Annotated in this window: 15 protein-coding genes; 4 read left to right on the forward strand and 11 right to left on the reverse strand. The window is 69.9% G+C overall.

Annotated features, from left to right (window positions below; translation table 11 throughout):
• Position 1: 1 nt before the first annotated feature.
• From WJ12_RS25555 to WJ12_RS25565, 3 genes are all read right to left on the reverse strand, one after another.
• On the reverse strand, positions 2 to 1,069 hold the full coding sequence (locus WJ12_RS25555) for an ABC transporter substrate-binding protein (protein ID WP_069245927.1): 1,068 nt from the start codon (positions 1,067 to 1,069) through the stop codon (positions 2 to 4).
• 285 nt (positions 1,070 to 1,354) lie between these two features.
• Complete coding sequence (locus WJ12_RS25560; protein ID WP_059558654.1) at positions 1,355 to 2,341, reverse strand: ABC transporter substrate-binding protein; 987 nt, start codon at positions 2,339 to 2,341, stop codon at positions 1,355 to 1,357.
• 148 nt (positions 2,342 to 2,489) lie between these two features.
• Positions 2,490 to 3,380: a LysR family transcriptional regulator gene (locus WJ12_RS25565; protein ID WP_059558283.1), complete on the reverse strand. Its 891-nt coding sequence runs from the start codon at positions 3,378 to 3,380 to the stop codon at positions 2,490 to 2,492.
• A 100-nt stretch (positions 3,381 to 3,480) separates the two neighbouring features.
• Here WJ12_RS25565 and WJ12_RS25570 point away from each other — a divergent pair, with 100 nt between their 5' ends.
• Entirely contained in the window at positions 3,481 to 5,046 is a 1,566-nt protein-coding gene (locus tag WJ12_RS25570) for an MFS transporter (RefSeq protein ID WP_059558282.1), read from the forward strand.
• Positions 5,047 to 5,077: 31 nt separating this feature from the next.
• On the opposite strand, the gene WJ12_RS25575 is transcribed toward WJ12_RS25570, so the two are convergent.
• The 4 genes from WJ12_RS25575 to WJ12_RS25590 form a co-directional block, all read right to left on the reverse strand.
• Positions 5,078 to 5,509, reverse strand: coding sequence for a DUF1090 family protein (locus WJ12_RS25575; RefSeq protein ID WP_034185874.1), 432 nt, complete (start codon positions 5,507 to 5,509; stop codon positions 5,078 to 5,080).
• 191 nt (positions 5,510 to 5,700) lie between these two features.
• Entirely contained in the window at positions 5,701 to 6,858 is a 1,158-nt protein-coding gene (locus WJ12_RS25580; protein ID WP_059558280.1) for a LysR family transcriptional regulator, read from the reverse strand.
• A 64-nt stretch (positions 6,859 to 6,922) separates the two neighbouring features.
• On the reverse strand, positions 6,923 to 7,651 hold the full coding sequence (locus WJ12_RS25585; RefSeq protein ID WP_059558278.1) for an aspartate/glutamate racemase family protein: 729 nt from the start codon (positions 7,649 to 7,651) through the stop codon (positions 6,923 to 6,925).
• 23 nt (positions 7,652 to 7,674) lie between these two features.
• Complete coding sequence (locus tag WJ12_RS25590) at positions 7,675 to 9,225, reverse strand: NCS1 family nucleobase:cation symporter-1 (RefSeq protein ID WP_082744712.1); 1,551 nt, start codon at positions 9,223 to 9,225, stop codon at positions 7,675 to 7,677.
• A gap of 232 nt (positions 9,226 to 9,457) precedes the next feature.
• Between WJ12_RS25590 and WJ12_RS36650 the strand changes: the two genes are divergently transcribed.
• Positions 9,458 to 9,724, forward strand: coding sequence for a hypothetical protein (locus tag WJ12_RS36650; protein WP_034185878.1), 267 nt, complete (start codon positions 9,458 to 9,460; stop codon positions 9,722 to 9,724).
• A 190-nt stretch (positions 9,725 to 9,914) separates the two neighbouring features.
• Positions 9,915 to 10,463: a DUF3005 domain-containing protein gene (locus WJ12_RS25600; protein WP_034185879.1), complete on the forward strand. Its 549-nt coding sequence runs from the start codon at positions 9,915 to 9,917 to the stop codon at positions 10,461 to 10,463.
• A 45-nt stretch (positions 10,464 to 10,508) separates the two neighbouring features.
• Here the strand turns inward: WJ12_RS25600 and WJ12_RS25605 are convergent, their stop codons facing one another.
• Both WJ12_RS25605 and WJ12_RS25610 read right to left on the reverse strand, forming a co-directional pair.
• Positions 10,509 to 11,267, reverse strand: coding sequence for a DUF4397 domain-containing protein (locus WJ12_RS25605; RefSeq protein ID WP_034185880.1), 759 nt, complete (start codon positions 11,265 to 11,267; stop codon positions 10,509 to 10,511).
• Between the two features lie 274 nt (positions 11,268 to 11,541).
• Positions 11,542 to 12,849, reverse strand: coding sequence for an MFS transporter (locus WJ12_RS25610; protein WP_059558277.1), 1,308 nt, complete (start codon positions 12,847 to 12,849; stop codon positions 11,542 to 11,544).
• A gap of 534 nt (positions 12,850 to 13,383) precedes the next feature.
• On the opposite strand from WJ12_RS25610, the gene WJ12_RS25615 reads away from it, so the two are divergent.
• Positions 13,384 to 13,830 carry a MarR family winged helix-turn-helix transcriptional regulator gene (locus WJ12_RS25615; protein ID WP_059558275.1) on the forward strand — a complete coding sequence of 149 codons (447 nt, stop codon included), beginning with the start codon at positions 13,384 to 13,386 and terminating at the stop codon, positions 13,828 to 13,830.
• A gap of 23 nt (positions 13,831 to 13,853) precedes the next feature.
• On the opposite strand, the gene WJ12_RS25620 is transcribed toward WJ12_RS25615, so the two are convergent.
• On the reverse strand, positions 13,854 to 16,139 hold the full coding sequence (locus WJ12_RS25620) for a xanthine dehydrogenase family protein molybdopterin-binding subunit (RefSeq protein WP_034185883.1): 2,286 nt from the start codon (positions 16,137 to 16,139) through the stop codon (positions 13,854 to 13,856).
• A gap of 149 nt (positions 16,140 to 16,288) precedes the next feature.
• Entirely contained in the window at positions 16,289 to 16,942 is a 654-nt protein-coding gene (locus WJ12_RS25625) for an isochorismatase family protein (protein ID WP_034185884.1), read from the reverse strand.
• Positions 16,943 to 16,951 lie beyond the last annotated feature (9 nt).

The following is a 16,951-nucleotide window of genomic DNA, read 5'->3' on the forward strand; positions in this document are numbered from 1 at the left end:
GTCAGGAAAGCGGTTTGCCGGCGGCGTCGTAACGTGGCCAGTAGTTTTCGAGCTTCAGCGTGCGCAGCGCGTTGTCGAGATACTTCGGCTCGAACCAGCCGTCGACGTCGACCGGCTGCCGGATCAGCTTCAGGTTCAGCGCATCCTGCGCGACGGCCTTGTAGCGTGCGACGACGAACGGATCGATCAGCGGGGACAGCCGGTCCTTCAGGCGCTGGTTCGCAAAGTCGGCCTGCCACGACGTGTACGGCACGCCGCTTTTCGTCCACAGCTTGAACAGCGCATCGCGGTTCGCCTCGTCGGACGACCATTGCGCGCCTTTCACGTACGCGGTGACGACGCGCTGCACGATGTCCGGGTGCGCGCGCTCGAAATCGTCGAGCACGAGCAGGTGGGTCTGCCGCGTCAACTGCGGGCCGTCGTTCTGCGATTCGTAGATGATCTTCGCGAGCCCCGCGTCGCGCAGCTTGTACAGCTGATAGTCGCCGACCGCCGCATCGATGCCTTTCGACGCGAGCGCGGCGAGCGAGCTGGCGGAGTCGAGGTTGATCACGCGCAGGTCGCGTTCGCCGAGGCCGTTCTTCGCGAGCGCGTTGTCGGCGACGAGCTGCAGGTTGGTGCCGCGGAAGATCGACACGCGGCGCTCTTTGAGGTCCTTGATCGAACGGATCGTCGAGTCGGGCGGCACCGCGATCTTGATGCCCGAGCGCACGCTGGCCGCGAGCAGCAGGTGCGTCTTGATCCCGTTCGAGCGGGCGAGCACGGCAGGCAGGTCGCCCTGGTACGCGAAGTCGAGCGCCTTGTTGGCGATCGCCTCGTTGACGGCCGGCCCCGCACCCTTGAAGAACAGCCACTGCACCTTGATGCCGTCGGCGGCGAATTCCTTTTCGACGAGTTGCTGCAACTGCACGGTGGCGGCGCTCGATCCACCGAAGGTCGGCGGATCGCCGGTGCCTTGCTGGGCGACGCCGATGCGGATGGTCGTGGGCTTGTCGGCATGCGCGGCGGCAGCCGGCAACGTAATGAGGGACGCGATCAGCAGCGATCGCAGCAGGCGCAGTGGGAGCATGAATCGATCGGTCAGGAGTACGTTGGAGAGGCGGCGACACGTGTCGGTCCGTCGAATCATTCTCGATGACGGGACGGGGGCGGACAAGAAACGATTTGAACTATGCTTATCGCGGGACGATGCAGGACGAAACCATGTCGCGCATGGCACGCAGTCGTTGCGGCTGCGTGCACGACGGCGGGGAGGTCGTCCGACTCGACGGTCGTACGGAGGGGGCACGCAAGTCCGGAAGCCGACACGCGCGCCGTGCGCGGCCGGGACATGCCGCGGCCCCGTCGAAAACCGTCAAGCAGACACGTTGCGAATCGCGATCGACGCGACGTCGACGCGCCGCGGCAGGATCGCGTCCGCCGCCGCGCGGTCGGCGACGCGCTGCAGCACGTCGATGTCGGCGCCGCTGAGGCCGCGCTGCGCGAGCGCCGCGCGGTGCGCGATGTCGGCGGCTGCGTCGGGCGGCAGGCGCGTGAGAGACGCATAGACGTTCGCATAGTCGGACGGGTGCGCCAGCGCCCATTGGCCCGCGCGGGCCAGCCGGGCGAGCACGTCCGCGAGCGCCGCGCGTTTCGCGGCGTCGTTCAGCGTCTCGATCGGCGACGTGAGGAACGCGAGCCCCGAATTGATGCCGCTGCCGTCCCGGACGACGCGCGCGCCGCGTCGTACCGCATGCCCGTAGTACGGGTCGAAGGTCGCCCAGATGGGGATCCGTTTCGCCTCGAACGCGGCGAATGCGTCGACGGGCAGCACGAAGCGCACGTCGACGTCGCGCGGCGCAAGGCCGTGTTCGCGCAGTGCGCCATACAACTGGTATTGGGAAATGCTGCCGCGCGCCGACGACACGACGACGGTCTGCCCTTTCAGGTCGGCGACGGCGCGAACCGGCGAATCGGGCTGCACGACGATGCCGAGCGACGCCGGCGAGCCGACGCGCGTCGCGACGATCCGCAGTGACGGATCGCCGAGCGCGGCTGTCAGCACCGGCAGGTCGCCGGCCGGCGCGAGATCGATCGCGCCCGCGCGCTGGGCCTCGAACAGCGGCGCGGCGCCCTGGAAATTGGCCCAGCGGAACCGGTAGGGCGTGCCGTCGAGCACGCGCGCGGCCTCGGCCAGCGCGCGCAGGCCGCCGGCCTGGTCGCCGAGCACGAGCGTGACGCCCGACAGGTCGGCGCCGGCCGCATGGGCCGGCAGTGCGATACCGCCGGCGAGCGGGGCGGCGGCGAGCGCGGCAAGGCGCTGCAGCACGCGGCGGCGCGCTGCGGTGGAAGAGGGATTCATCGGCGGCATGTCCTGGGTGATCCGCGCTCGTGCGGCGCGGCTGCCGGGCAGGTTACGGAATCGGTTTCCGGCCGACAAACATCGAATCGTGCAATGCATATTCGCGCGGCGACTGCCGGGCCGGCCTCGACGCGTGCGGGCGCCGTTCTCAGGCGCCGTTCGACCCGGCCGGCACGACCGTGCGCAGGAACGCGCGCACGGCCGGCGCCTTTTCGAAGCGCCGGTGCGCGAGCGCCAGCTCCGACACGATCGGCTTGCCGGCGATCGGCCGGTACACGACGCCCGGCAGCGACACGCAGCCGGCGAGCGCATCGGGAATCACCGCGACCCAGCCGTTCACGGACACACAGGCGAGCACCGCGAGCAAGCCGCCCGGCCGCGCGGCGATCAGCGGTGCGAAACGGCCGCGGCGCGCGACGTCGAGCGTGCCGCGCTCCTGTTCCGGCACCGCGAAGCGCGCGCCGGCGAGGTCGGCCGCCCGCACGGTCGCCGCTTCCGCGTAGCGCGAATCGGCCGGCACGGCCGCGACGAACACGTCGCGCTGCAGCGTGACGATCCGCAGGCCGCCGGGCAGCGGCAGCGGCGGGCGCACGTACGCGAGGTCGAGCCGGCCCGTGTCGAGCTGGTTCGCGACGTCGTCCATCGGTACTTCGCGCAGGTTCAGCTCGATGCGCGGGTGCGCGGCGCGGAACGCGCCGACCGTGCGCTGCAGCGTGCCCGAATAGACGGCGGACGACACGTAGCCGATCTCGATCCGGCCGAGTTCGCCGCGCTCGGCCAGCGCGGCGAGTTCGCGGCCGCGCTGCAGGTGTTCGCATGCGGCGCGTGCTTCGGCGAGATAGGCCTCGCCGGCGGCGCTCAGCGTGACCGCGCGGCGCGACCGGTGAAAGAGCCGCACGCCGAGCACGCGTTCGGCTTCCTGGATCTGCCGCGTGAGCGCGGGCGGCGCCATGTCGAGCGCTTCGGCCGCGCGGGCGAAATGCAGGTGCTGCGCGACGCTCAGGAACGCGCGCACGTGACGGAATTCGAGCCGGTCCATGATTGCAATTTTCGTCAACAAAACAGCATGTGAGTGTCAATGACAGGCAATACCGGGCAAGCCTAGCATACGGCTTGTCCATCCTGCTCCGGAGTTGCCGATGTCCCAGTCCTCACCCGCGTCGCGCGCGGCCGCCGTCCCGCATGCGGGCGCCCGCCTGCCGGCCGCCGCGACGCTCGCGGTCGCGTCGGCGACCTGTACGCTGATCGTGCTCGACACGAACGTCGTCGCCGTATCGCTGCCGAGCATCGCGCGCAGCTTTCATGCGAGCTTCGCCGACATCGAATGGGTCGTGAGCGCGTACATGACCGCGTTCGCCGCGTGCCTGCTGCCGGCCGGCGGGCTCGCCGACCGCTTCGGGCGCAAGCGGATGCTCTTCGCGGGGCTCGCGCTCTTTTGTCTCGCGTCGCTCGGCTGCGGCGTCGCGCCGTCGGCCGGCTGGCTGATCGCCGCGCGCGCGGCGAAGGGCTGCGGCGCCGCGCTGCTGCTGACGGCCGCGCTCGCGGTGATCGCGAACCGTTTTCCGGACGGGCGCGAACGGGCGCGTGCGTGGGCGATCTGGGGCATGTGCATGGGGATCGCGACGGCGATCGCGCCGCTCGTCGGCGGCGCGATCACGCAATGGATCGGGTGGCGCTGGGTGTTCCTGCTGAACCTGCCGGTCTGTGTGCTGCTGGCGGCCGGTGCGCGCGTCGCGATCGACGAGTCGAGGGATCCGCGCGCGAAACGCGTGGACGCGGCCGGCAGCCTGCTGTTCGGCGCGGCGCTCGCGTGGGCGATCGCGGCGCTGATCGGCGCGCCGGCGCACGGCTGGTTGTCGGCCGCGACGCTCGGCCGGCTCGCGCTTGCCGCGGCGCTGCTGGCGGCGTTCATCGGCGCGGAGCGCTGGCAGGCGCGGCCGATGATCGATCTCGCGCTGTTCCGCCAGCCGCGTTTCGTCGGCGCGGTGCTCGCGATGTTCGGTTATGCGGCTTGCGCGCAGGTGATGATGACGTTCCTGCCGCTGTACCTGCAGAACGCGTTCGGGATGTCGGCGATCGACGCGGGGCTCGGGATGCTGCCGTTCGCGTTCGCGATGATCGCCGGCCCGTCGCTCGGCGCGGCGCTTGCCGCACGCGTGTCGTCGGGCGGCGTGCTGGCGGGCGGGCTCGCGCTGATCGGTGCGGGCAACCTCGTCACCGCGGCGCTGACGGCCGGCGGCGACTACCGGCTCGTCGCACTCGGCATGTTCGTGACGGGCTGCGGCGCCGGCATCATGAACGGCGACACGCAGAAGGCGATCATGGCGTGCGTCCCGGCGGACCGCACGGGCATGGCGTCGGGCATCAGCACGACGACGCGCTTCACGGCGATCGTGACGGCCGTCGGCGTGCTCGGTGCGGTGCTGACAGCGAGCACGCACGCGCGGCTCGACGCGCTGCTGAGCGCCGCGCCCGGCCTGCGTGCATTCGCCGATGCGCCGTTCATGTCGAGCCTGCTGGCCGGCGACCTGGCGCAGGCACTCGGCCGCGTGCCGCCGTCGGCCGTGGGCATACTCGCCAAGGCGGCGCCCGTCGCGTTCGCAAGCGGGTTCGCCGCTGCGCTCACCGCGAGCGGCGTGCTGGCGCTCGGCGTGGCCGTCGTTGCATACAAGCTGCTTGCGCAACCGATGCGCGACGGTGTGTAACGCCGTACACGGTGCGCTGTCCGGTGCCTCGTCAGTGCTTCAGCGCATCGCGGCTGGTTTCCGCGTCGTGCAGCGCACGCGTTGCGTCGCGCAGCTTGCGCTGCTTGTCGGCGAGCTTGCGCTGCGCCTTCGCGAGCTTGCCCGCGTCATCGCGCGTTTCCGCTTGTCGCACCGCGGCTTCCGCCTCGTGCGCCTCGTCGCGCGCCTTCGCGAGATCGCGCTGCTCGTCGCGTACCTTGCGTTCGGCGCGCGCAAGCTGGCCGGCGTCCGTGCAGTTCGCACCGATCGCGTCAAGCGCGGCTTGCTGGCGCATGGCCTGTTGCGTATTGCCGTGCAGTTTCGCGTAGTCGATCTGCGTCTGCAGCGCGCGGATGCGCGTTGCGCAGTCCTGCGTGTCGGCCGTCGCGGGCGGGCTGGCGAGCGTTGCAAGCGCAAGCGTGATGGCGGTCAGGGGGCCTTTCATCGGGGATTCCTCGGTATGTTGCCGGCGGCAGCGCATGCGGCCGGCGGTGTGCGAGACGACGCATGGCCGTTCATCGGTCCGCATTGTGCAAGGCGGACCCGGGCGGGTAAATAGGATCAGTCTGACATGCGATCGACAGCGCGGGGCGCGGGCACCATCGATGCGACGACGTGAGGTATGCGTCAATGGCGTCAGTGCGATTTCGTCGTGAGACGCGCATGACGCGCGACACGCGCGACGAACGGCTGCCGCTCGGTACGGCAGCGCGTGGTCCGGCGTGCGCGCGGCCGTCGCGGCGGTTCGGACTCGGATGGCGCGAGCGGTGCGGGCAAGCCGGCGGCGGCGACCGCCGCGACCGCCGGCAGCATCGCTTCAGCCTCGAGCCATGCGTGCGTCGCCTCCGCGATCAGCCCGCGCAGCCAGCTCACGCCCTCGGCGCACGATCCCGCTTCGTTCCACGTCATCCGGTACACGATGTCCGGCGGTTCGGCCGGCAGCGCGATCGCGGCGAGCGGCAGCAGCTTCGCATAGTGCCGCGCGAGCCGGTACGTGGTCGTGAGGATCATATCGGTGCGGACGAGCGCGTGCGCGGCAAGCTCGAAGTGCGGCAGCGTGACGACGATCCGCCGTTGCAGGCCCACGCGTTCGAGCTGCCGGTCGATCGCGCCGGACGCTTCGAGCCACGACGGCGTCGGGCACAGCTGCGGCGCCGCCACGAAGTCGGCGGCCGTCATCGCGCCGCGCCGCGCGAGCGGATGCGTCGCGCGCATCAGGCACACGACGCGGTCGTCGAACAGGTCGTCCTGCCGGAAGCGCGACCGGCGTGCGGGGCGGTTGTCGATCACGACGTCGAGCTCGCCGTCGGCCAGCGCACGCTCGTCGTCGAAACCGTCGCCAAGCGGATGGAAGACGAGTTGCGCGTTCGGCGCGCGCTCGCGGAACAGCGCGACGAGCTTCGGCACGAACAGCACGTTCAGGTAGTCGGGGCAGCCGATCCGGTAGGTGCGCACCGACGTGCGTGCGTCGAACGTCGGCTGCTGGATGCGGATGAAGTCGATCACGCGCAGTGCGTTGCGCAGCGGCTCGATCAGCCGCGCTCCGAACTCGGTCGGCACCATCCCGTAGCGGCTGCGTACCAGCAGCGGATCGCCGAGCAGCGTGCGCAGGCGCTTGAGCGCGGCGCTCGTCGCCGGCTGCGACATGTTCAGGCGCACGGCCGCGCGCGACACGGTGCGCTCGGTCAGCAGCACGAGCAGGATGCGCATCAGCCGCGCATCGAGCACGTCGAGCGCGCCCGTGGCGTCGGCCGCGTCGCGCGGCAGGGTGGTCGGGTCTAGCGGGTCCCGCATGCCGATCCGTCTCCCGGCGATACCGTGACCGCGCGCGACGCGACTGCCGGCCGGCGGCCCGGCGTCATTTTGCGAAGGCTCCCGGCCAGCCGACGATCCGCTTCGGGCGCGGCGGCGCGTACGTGCGGACCTTCGACGTCTTCAGCTTCAGGCGCACCAGCGACTCGGCGAGCGCGACCGCGGCCGATACGCCGTCGACGACCGGCACGCCCGTGCATTCCTCGATCTGCCGGTCGAGGCCGGCCATCCCGCCGCAACCGAGACAGATCACTTCCGCGCGGTCGTCCTGCACCGCGCGCTGCGCCTGGCCGACGATCGACTCGATCGCGCGGGCCGGGTTCTCCTCGAGTTCGAGCACCGCGAGGCCGCTGGCACGCACCGACGCGCAGCGTGCGTCGAGCCCGGCCAGCTTCAGGCGATCCTCGATCAGCGGCACCGTGCGGTCGAGCGTCGTGACGACCGAGTAGCGATGGCCAAGCAGCATCGCGACGCTCGCGGCCGCTTCGGTGATGTCGACGACGGGCACCGTCAGCAGCTCCTGCAGGCCTTCGCGGCCGTGTTCGCCGTAGCCGGCCTGGATCACCGCGTCGTACGGTTCGTCGTAGCTCGACACGCGGTCCATCACGGCGATCGCCGCGAGGTAGCTCTCGAAGTTGCCTTCGATCGATTCCGCGCCGAAGCGCGGCGTGAGCCCGACGATCTCCGTGCCGGGCGATGCGACGGCCCGCGCCTGCGCGGCGATCGCGTCGGTGATCGACTCGGTCGTGTTGACGTTGACTACCAGGATTCTCATCGGTGGCTCCGTGTGCGTGTGTGTCAGTGTTGCGCGCAGTCGACCGCGATGGGTTCGCCCGAGCGCTCCTCGTATTGCCGTTTGCGATCGGCCAGCAGCCAGTACACGCTGCCCGCGATCGCCGCGCCGAGCAGCCAGGAGAACGGTGTCATCGCACTGAAGGCCGGCACGACCGCGAGCGTGATCGAGATCAGCGCGGACGGCACGAGCGCCGCGAGCGCCTTGCGGTTCACGCCGCGCGTGTAGAAGTAGGCGCCGGTCGGCGCTTCGGTGTAGAGGTCGGGCACGTTCACGCGCTGCTTGCGCACGAGCCAGTAGTCGACCGTGATGATCCCGTACAGCGGGCCGAGCAGCGCGCCGAGGCCCGACAGGAAGTAGACGATCACGATCGGGCTGTTGTACAGGTTCCATGGCAGGATCAGCACCGCGATCGTCGCGCTGATCAGGCCCGCGCGGCGGAACGATAGGCGGTGCGGCGCGAGGCTCGTGAGCACGAAGGCCGGTGCGACGAAGTTCGCCATGATGTTCACCGCGACCGTCACGATCAGGAAGGCGAGGCAGCCGAGCACCAGGAACAGCTTGTTCGGCACCGTCGCGATGATCTCTGTCGGGCTGTGGATGATGTGGCCGTTCAGCTTGAACTGCGCGCCGGCCAGCACGAAGCTGATCGTCGCGAACACGAGGATGTTGACCGGCAGGCCCCAGAAGTTGCCGACGCGCACTGTCTTCGCGCTCGGCGACGAACGGGCGAAATCGCAGAAGTTGAGCACCAGCGTGCCGTAGATCGCGAGCCACAGCGAGCCGCCCGCGAAGATTTCCGTCCACATCTTCACGCCCGTCATCGGCTTGCCGATCGACATCGCGAGATGGCCGCCCGTGCGGCTGAACATCCACGCGGCGAGCGACAGCGTCGTGACGAGGATCACCGGGCCCGCGAGCCCCTCGTACTTGCGGACCATTTCCATCCCGTACGTGAGGATGCCGATCTGCACGAGCCAGATCGCGACGAACGTGATCCAGCCGAGCGTCGACAGCCCGAAGATCGCATTCTGGTCGAACGCGGCGAGGCCGGGCCAGATCGCGGTAAGCAGCACGCGCAGCACGACGGACGCGAGATAGGTCTGGATGCCGAACCACGCGATCGCGATCACCGCGCGGATCATCGCGGGCAGCAACGCGCCGTAGATGCCGAAGCTCATCCGGCTGATCACCGGGAACGGCACGCCGGTCTTCTGGCCCATGTAGCCGGTGAGGTTCATGAAGCAGTACACGAGCACCGCGCCGATCGCGAGCGACGCGAGCATCTGCCAGCCCGACAGGCCGAGCGCGAACAGCCCGATCGCGAACGAGTAGTTCGCGATGTTGTGCACGTCGTTGGTCCACAGCGCAAAGATGCTGTAGCGGCCCCACGTCCGGCCTTCGGCCCGGGTCGGCGCGAGGTCGGGATTGTGCAGCCGCGGGCTCAGCGCGGGGTCGCGCGCGGCCGGATCGGTTCGATGCGATGCGTCGTCCGCGCCGAGCACGATGCCCGGGCGGTGGGTGGCTTCCAGTTGCACGCCGTTGTCTCCTTCCATGTGCGGGGCGCGAAACCGGCGGCGTGGGTACGCCGTGCCGGCTCGGGCCGCCGTGGACGTTATGTCTCGGATTTGTTCGCGAGTATGGAAGGCGGTCGCGACGATGGGAAATTAAATATTCGGCTGGGTGTCATTTGAAAAATGAATGGAGCGCGCGGCTGCGGCGGCCGGGCGGCGGCACGCAAATTGCGGGTCAGCGGGTTCCATCCACATCGACATCAGCGGAGGTGTCATGCAGCGATATTCATTTCGTCACGTATCGCGAGCCGTCTTCGCCGGCATCCTGATTGCGGGCCTGGCGGCGGGCGCGGGCTGCCAGAAGAAGGGCGACAACGGCGGCGGGGCCAGTTCGGACGCCGGCGCGACGGGCGGCATGTCGGCCGCGCCGTCCACCGCGCCGTCGGGCACGCCGAGCAGCGGAGCGGCCGGCAGCAGCGGCGACAGCGGCGCGAGCCTGCCGGGCGCGGCCTCCGCGCCGGGCGGCGCCAGCGGCGGCTGACGAGCGCTTGACCGGACGGGCGGCGCGCCGGCTGCGTGCGGGTGTGCCGTCCGCTTTTTTGCGTGCGGCGCCCGGCGGCGTGCGTGCGCGTGGCCGGCCGCATGAAAGATTTGCAAGGACGGTTGTAGCGCTTTCCGGACCGGCGGCGACGGCATGACGCCGGCGCTGGCGGGCCGGGCAAGGAGGTGCGATGCAGAACGCGGAATCAAACCCGACCCCGGAAAAGCAACGGGAACAGATCGAGAAGAGCCCGGTGAAGACGCCGGCGGCGGGCGACATGCCGGATGCCGCGACCCAGGCCGCGCAGGTGGCGCGGCATCCGATGACGCCGGAGGCGATCGCCGGGAAAATGCCGACCGGCCTGCCGCCGATCGACGTCGACGCGCATGCGGTCGACAGCGGCGATCCCGTGCGCCGGGCCGCCGGCCGGATCGTCACGCTCGACAACGCGAACATGGCGATGACCGACAACACGGTCGATGTCGACGGCAAGGGCATGGAGGCGCGCACCGGTGCGTCGGAACTTCAGGACAACGTAATTTACTCGAACGCGTCGCTGGACGACGCAGTCGAGACGCCGGACGAAGGGCTCGCCGGGATCGAGAGCCGGCCGTCCGGCAACCTGCCGCAGATCGCGACGCGGCCGGGCTGGCGCGTGCGCCATGTCGGCGATGTCGATGTCGAACACGGCGACGGTACGCGCGCCGAGCACGTGATCCGTCTCGAGCGCGTCGACTGATGCGCGGGGCGCGGTCGCGGCGGCCGCCGCGACCGTCGGCGGTCCTTACTGCGGACCGAGCTCCTGCGCGGACGTATCGGCGTCGTTGCCCTGCGCGACGAGCACGTGAATGTCGTTCGGCGTCACGTCGCCGACTCCGCCCGACGGAATCGTCAGCAGCAGCCAGTCGGCATTGTTGTTGATGGTCACCGGTGCGGTCTTGAGGATCGGCGACTTGCTGCCGGCCGTCGTGACGATCACCTGGTAGCTGCCGCCGTTCAGGTAGGTCGAATCCTGCGTCGTGGCCGGCACCGCGTTCTGGTAGGCCGCGCCCGCCATCGTCGGGCTTTGCGTCGTGATGTCGGTGCCCGGCGGGACGACGTACACGTCGACGTTCTGCGCGTTCGGCGACGCGTTGAAGCTGCGCACGCGCGCCTTGTCGGACAGCAGGCCCTTGTCGTACGGATCGTCGATCACGGAGATCAGCGACGTCGTGCTCGGCAGCGCGATCGTCGTGTAGTGGTGGCCGTTCGACGCGCCGAACGATTGCGCGGCGATGGTCGTCGTCGTGCCCGAGACGTCGTAGCTCGCGTTTTGCGTACCGGAGTCGATGTCGTGATAGCGCGTCACGCCCTTGTAGGCGACGCCCGCCTGGTCGATCTTCGCATTCAGGTAGTAGTCGAGATTCGGGCCGGCCGGCACCGCGTTGATGAAGCGCGCCTGCGGCTTCGAGATACCGAGTTCGGTGCCGGCGTCGTCGCCGCCACACGCCGCAAGCACGGAAACGATTGAGCACAGGGCCGCTACCGTTCGTATTGATTTCATGTTGTCCTCTCGTTCAGGGAACCTGCTGACGATGCGGGACCGCCGCGCGAAGCGTCGCGCGGTGCGCAGCGCCGGTTGAGGGAAGGATGTCGACCGCCGGGAAGGCGGACGCGGGGATGGCGCAAGCGATGTGCCTGTGCGGGGAATCCCGCTGGATGACGGCGGGGGCGCACGCCGGTGCGGCGGCGTGCGCGGGAGGGGGCGGGGGGGCGGGGCGGGTCGCGCGGCCGGCGCGGTTGTAAAAAAGACAGCGTCGCGCGGGCGACGCGATGCGTCAGCGGTTCACGAGCCTGGCCGGATACGCGAGCGCGAGTGCGCAGCCGACCACCATGCACGCGGCGAAGCCATACAGCCCCGCGCTCTGGGAATGGAACGTGTCGCGCAGCCAGCCGATGAAGTATGTGCTGCCGAACCCGCCGAGGTTCGCGATCGAGCACGCGAATGCGATCCCGCCGGCAGCGGCAGAGCCCTTCAGGAACGTCGACGGCAGTGCCCAGACGACCGGCATCGCGGCCGCCGCGCCCGCGTTGATCAGCGAGAACAGCAGCACCGTTCCGAGCGTGCCGTGCGGCGACGAGGCCGCGACCGCCAGCGCGACGGCCGACACCATGAACGGCACGACGATATGCCAGCGGCGTTCGCGCACACGATCGGAGCTTGCGCCGCAGTACAGCGTGGCGAGCACGGCGGCGGCATTCGGGATCACCATCAGCCAGCCGATGTGATACGCGTCTTTCACGCCGGTGTCGCGCAGGATCGTCGGCAGCCAGAAACTCACCGCGTACAGGCCGAGCAGGACGCACAGGTCGATCAGGCCGAGCGCCCACACCTTCGGATCGGAGAATGCCTTGCCGAGCGCATGGCTCTTGTTGCCGGCGGGATCGGCGTCGAGATTCGCGCGCAGCGCGCGTTTCTCGTCGGCGTTCAGCCATTGCGCGGATTCGATGTTGTTGGGCAGCCAGCGCAGCACCGCGAAGCCGAGCAGGACCGACGGCAGCGCCTCGAGCAGGAACAGCCACTGCCAGCCGCCGAGCCCGTGCACGCCGTCGAACGCGCGCATGATCCAGCCGGAGATCGGGCTGCCGATCATGCTCGACAGCGGCAGGCCGACCATGAACAGCGCGACGATCCGCGCGCGGCGCGCATCGGGATACCACTGCGTCAGGTACAGCAGCACGCCCGGCAGGAAGCCGGCCTCGGCGGCGCCGAGCAGGAAGCGCACGAGGTAGAACTGCATCGGCGTATGCACGAACATCGTTGCACCCGACAGCAGGCCCCACGTGATCATGATCCGCGCGATCCACAGCTTCGCGCCGACGCGTTGCAGCACCAGGTTGCTCGGGACTTCGAACAGGATGTAGCCGCCGAAGAACAGGCCGGCGCCGAGGCCGTACACGGTGTCGCTGAACTTCAGCGCGTCGAGCATCTGGAGTTTCGCGAGGCCGATGTTGATGCGGTCGAGATAGGCCGCGAAGTAGCACAGGCAGAAGAGGGTGATGAGGCGCAGCGTGACCTTGCGATAAAGCGGGCCGTGCAGCGCGTCGTCGGCGGAAACGGCGGCGCTCGGGTGTGCGGTAGACATGGGACTGCCCCTGTTCGAGTGTGACGGATGAATGGGTGGCTCGATCGACGCGCGCGGTGTTTTCGCTGCGCCCCGGAGTCTGTATATCACGGCAATTAAATAGCGTACACACTAGAAAATACCGAATCGAACAGGCATGAATCCGGCCGCCGGGAGGAAAGCGTTTGCGAGTGAAAAACCGTGTTTATGACGCGGTTTTTGGCGATGTTGAGTGTGCGCTTAAAAGATCGATACGGGTACGGCGGCATGCACGAAATTCGTGCGTATGCGCTCAAAAAAGCAGTGTGTGCGCGAAAGCCGGCCATCACGCGCGAGTGTGCATGCGGCAGCCGCTGCGGATGCGCGCGGCGGCCGTCGAGCGGGTGCCGTGATCGGGCGATCCGCTGCTGCCGGAGGAGCGTCGGGAGCGGGGCGTGCCCGGTGCCGCGAATCCTGATGCACCGCAATGACGCAACGCTCCGCCCGCCGATTGCACCGATTTGAGGGTGTACACTGTTTGTCTTTCATTGACACGCGGCACGGGCCTGCACGTTCATGGCTTCTTCCAAGGATTCCTACGACTTTCACGACCAGGTCGGGCACCTGCTGCGCCGCGCGTATCAGCGGCACGTGTCGATCTTTCAGGAAGCGATCCCCGATTCGGACCTCACGGCCGCGCAGTTCGTGACGCTGTGCGCGGTCAAGGAGCGGCAGGCGTGCTCGCTGAACGACATCGTCAAGGCGACCGCGATCGACCAGGCGACGATCCGTGGCGTCGTCGAGCGTCTGAAGGCGCGCGCGCTGATCGAGGTGCTGCCCGACCCGAACGACGGCCGCAAGCTGCTCGTGCGCGCGACCGCGCCCGGCCTCGCGCTGATCGACCGCACGGTGCCGTTCGCGCGGCAGGTGACGGAGCGCACGTACGGCGCGCTCAATCCGGGCGAACGTGTCGCGCTGCAGTTCCTGCTGCGCAAGATGATGGACGAAGACGGCGACGCGTGACATGCCGGCAGCGCGGGCCCGGCTTACGTCGCGCCCGCCGCGACGGATGCGCCGGCTTCGTCGGCGCGCATCAGCCGGCCGGCTTCGCGCAACGCGGCGCGCACCGTCTCGGGCGTAAACGGCGGCGCGTGGAACCGCACGCCGGTCGCATCGAACAACGCGTTGGCAACCGCGGCGGGGCCCGGCACCGACGCCGATTCGCCGGCGCCGAGCGGCGGCTCGCCCTGCCTCGGCATCAGGACGACATCGACGTCCGGTACTTCCGCGAACGTCAGGATCGGATAGCCGGCCCATTCGCGCGACGCGACCTTGCCGTCCGCGAACCGCACGCGCTCCTTCAGCGTACGGCTCAAGACCTGGATCACATTGCCGTGGATCTGGTGGCGCACGCCATCCGGATTGATCATCGTGCCCGTGTCCTGGCCGACCGTCACGCGTTCGATGCGGATGTCGCCCGATACGCGATCGACGCTCAGGTCGACGATCCACGCCGACCACGCCGCGCCGAATCCCGGGAAGCGGCTGTGTACGTAGCGTGCGTAGGCGATGCCGCGGCCGCGCACGTGCCGCGACCCGTCGTGTTCGTGAGGCGGGCGCCGCGCGCGCGGCGTCCAGCCCGCGCGGTCGGCCACGGCCTGCAGCAGCTCGGCGGCGCGCGCGTCCTGCAGATGGCGCAGCCGGAACGCGAGCGGATCGATGCCGGTCAGCGCCGCGCATTCGTCGGCGAATGCGTCGTGCGCGAACGAGTTCGGCAGCGCCGACACGCCGCGCAGCCATGACGCGCGCACGAGCGGCGCGAGATCCTCGCAGACGAAGCGGCGATGGGGGCTCGCATACGGCGACACGGCCGTGCGGTCGCCCATTTCGAACACGCGCGGCTCGGGCGCGATCGCGCCGGTCAGCAGCGCCGCGAGCAGCGGCGCGTCGTTCGACGGATAACGTGTCGTGAAGTCGTAGCCGAGCAGGCGGCCGTCGCGTGTGACGGTGCCGGTGACCTGCATCAGCTGGGCCGTGCCTTTCGGTTCCCACAGGTGCTCGTCCGCGCGGGACAACTGCACGCGCACCGGGCGGCCGACCGCGCGCGACAGCAGCAGCGCATCGCCGCACACGTCGTCCGCGCCGTTGCGGCCGTAGCAGCCGGCCGCCTCCATCCGCACGACGTCGAAATCGGCTTCGTCGCGCGCGACGAGCGTCGCGAGGTCGTGGCGCAGCGACACGGGGTTCTGCGTGCCGGACCAGACGGTGATCCGCCCGTCGCCCGGTTCGCGATAGTCGGCGAGCGCGCAGGACGGGCCGATCGAGCCGTGCATCTGGAACGGCCACGCATAGGTGCGCGACAGCGTGATCGTGTCCGGTTGCGTTCGCGCGGCATCGACGTCGCCTTCGTCGAGCAGCACGCGGCGCGCGGCCGGCGCCGCGGCGATGGCGGCGGCCGGATCGTCGAGCGGCGGCAGCGCGGGATGCGGCCGCCACGTCACGCGCAGCTGGCGCGCCGCGCGGATCGCGTGTTCCTCGCGCTCGGCGACGACGCCGACGAAATCGCCGAGCGCGACGACGGCCACGAGCCCCGGCACGTCGGCCACCGATGCACGATCGATGTCGACGAGCGACGTGCCGACGAATGCGCCGCTGTCGTGGCCCGCGTACGGCGGCCGCACGACGCGGCCGTGCAGCATGCCCGGCACGCGCATGTCGTGCACGAACGTGAGCTCGCCGGTCGCCTTCGCGGGCAGGTCGACACGCGGCGATGACCGGCCGACGATCCGGTAATGCGCGGGGTCCTTCGTGCGCGTAGTCAGGTCGAGCGTCAGCGCGATCCGGCGCGTGGCGACGAGCGCGGCGAACGTGATCGCCTGCCCGTCGGCCGAAATCGTTCCATCGTCGACGCTCAGGCGCGCCGCATCGACACCGAATCGCCCGGCGGCAAGGGCCAGCAGCGCATGGCGCGCCTGCGCGGCCGCGCAGCGCAGCGGCGTCGCGGAAATCTGGATCGTCGCGCTCGCGATGGTCGGGCCCTGGTTCGGTGTCGCGGCCGTGTCGCCGAGCACCATCGTCACGCGCGCGGCCGGCACGTCGAGTTCCTCGGCGACGATCTGCGCGAGCGACGTGCGGATGCCGGTGCCGAGATCGACGTGGCCGTTGAACGCGAGGATGCGGCCGTCGTCGAGAATCGCGACGAAGACTTCGGGCCATGCCGGCACGTAGGACGACAGGCTGCCCGGCTGGCCGGGGGCCGGCTTGACGGGCGGCGCGGGTGGCCGGATCACGGTCAGGCAGCCGTTGCGCGCGAGTAGTTCGGAGCGGTTCACGGGGGAGGTGTCCTGTCGGGGGCGGCGCGGCCCGCGGGCGGTGGCGTCGGGGAGCGTTCGGGCGGCGGCGTGCGTGAAGCGAATCTAGGCCGCCAAAAGCGCAGCGTCAATCGCGGGCGATGCCGGTGCCGCCCGCGACCGGTCGCGACTCAGCGCGTGCGGGCCGGTGCGGCATCGATCGCCGCGATCGCGTCGTCGAGCGGCAGCACGGCTGCATATTTCTGCTGCATGTCGAACAGGTTCGCGTCGTGCGGCGCGATCGCGCGATCGCCGACGCAATCGGCGAGCACCAGCGGACGGAAGCCGTGCGACATCGCGTCGACGACGCTCGCGCGCACGCAGCCGCTCGTCACGGCGCCCGCGACGAGCAGCGTCTGCACCGCGCGCTGCGCGAGCCACGGCGCCAGCTGCGTGCCGAAGAACGCCGACGGCACGGTCTTGCGCACGACGAGTTCGCCCGGCGCGGGCGTGAGTTCGGGCACGATCGCGCTGTTGGGATGATGCTCGGTCAGCGTCGCCATGCCGGGCACCTTCAGCGAGAACACGTTGTCGTCGCTGCCGTCGTCGGCATACACGATGCGGCTGTGCGCGACGGGCCAGCCGCGCGCGCGGGCCAGCGCGAGCGCATGCGTCGTGCGTGCGATCGCGGGCGCGATGTTGCCGCCGCCGAACGTCGCGGGATCGGCGAAGCCGACCACGAAATCGACGATCAGCAGGCCGATGTTGCCGTGCGGCGGCAGCGGCGTGCCGAAACCCTGCTGGCGATACACGTTCGCTTCGGCGTGACGGGAAAGATCGTTCATGGTGTCGGG

Origin of the sequence: Burkholderia seminalis, from assembly GCF_001718535.1 — a bacterium.
Classification (GTDB): Bacteria; Pseudomonadota; Gammaproteobacteria; order Burkholderiales; family Burkholderiaceae; genus Burkholderia; species Burkholderia seminalis.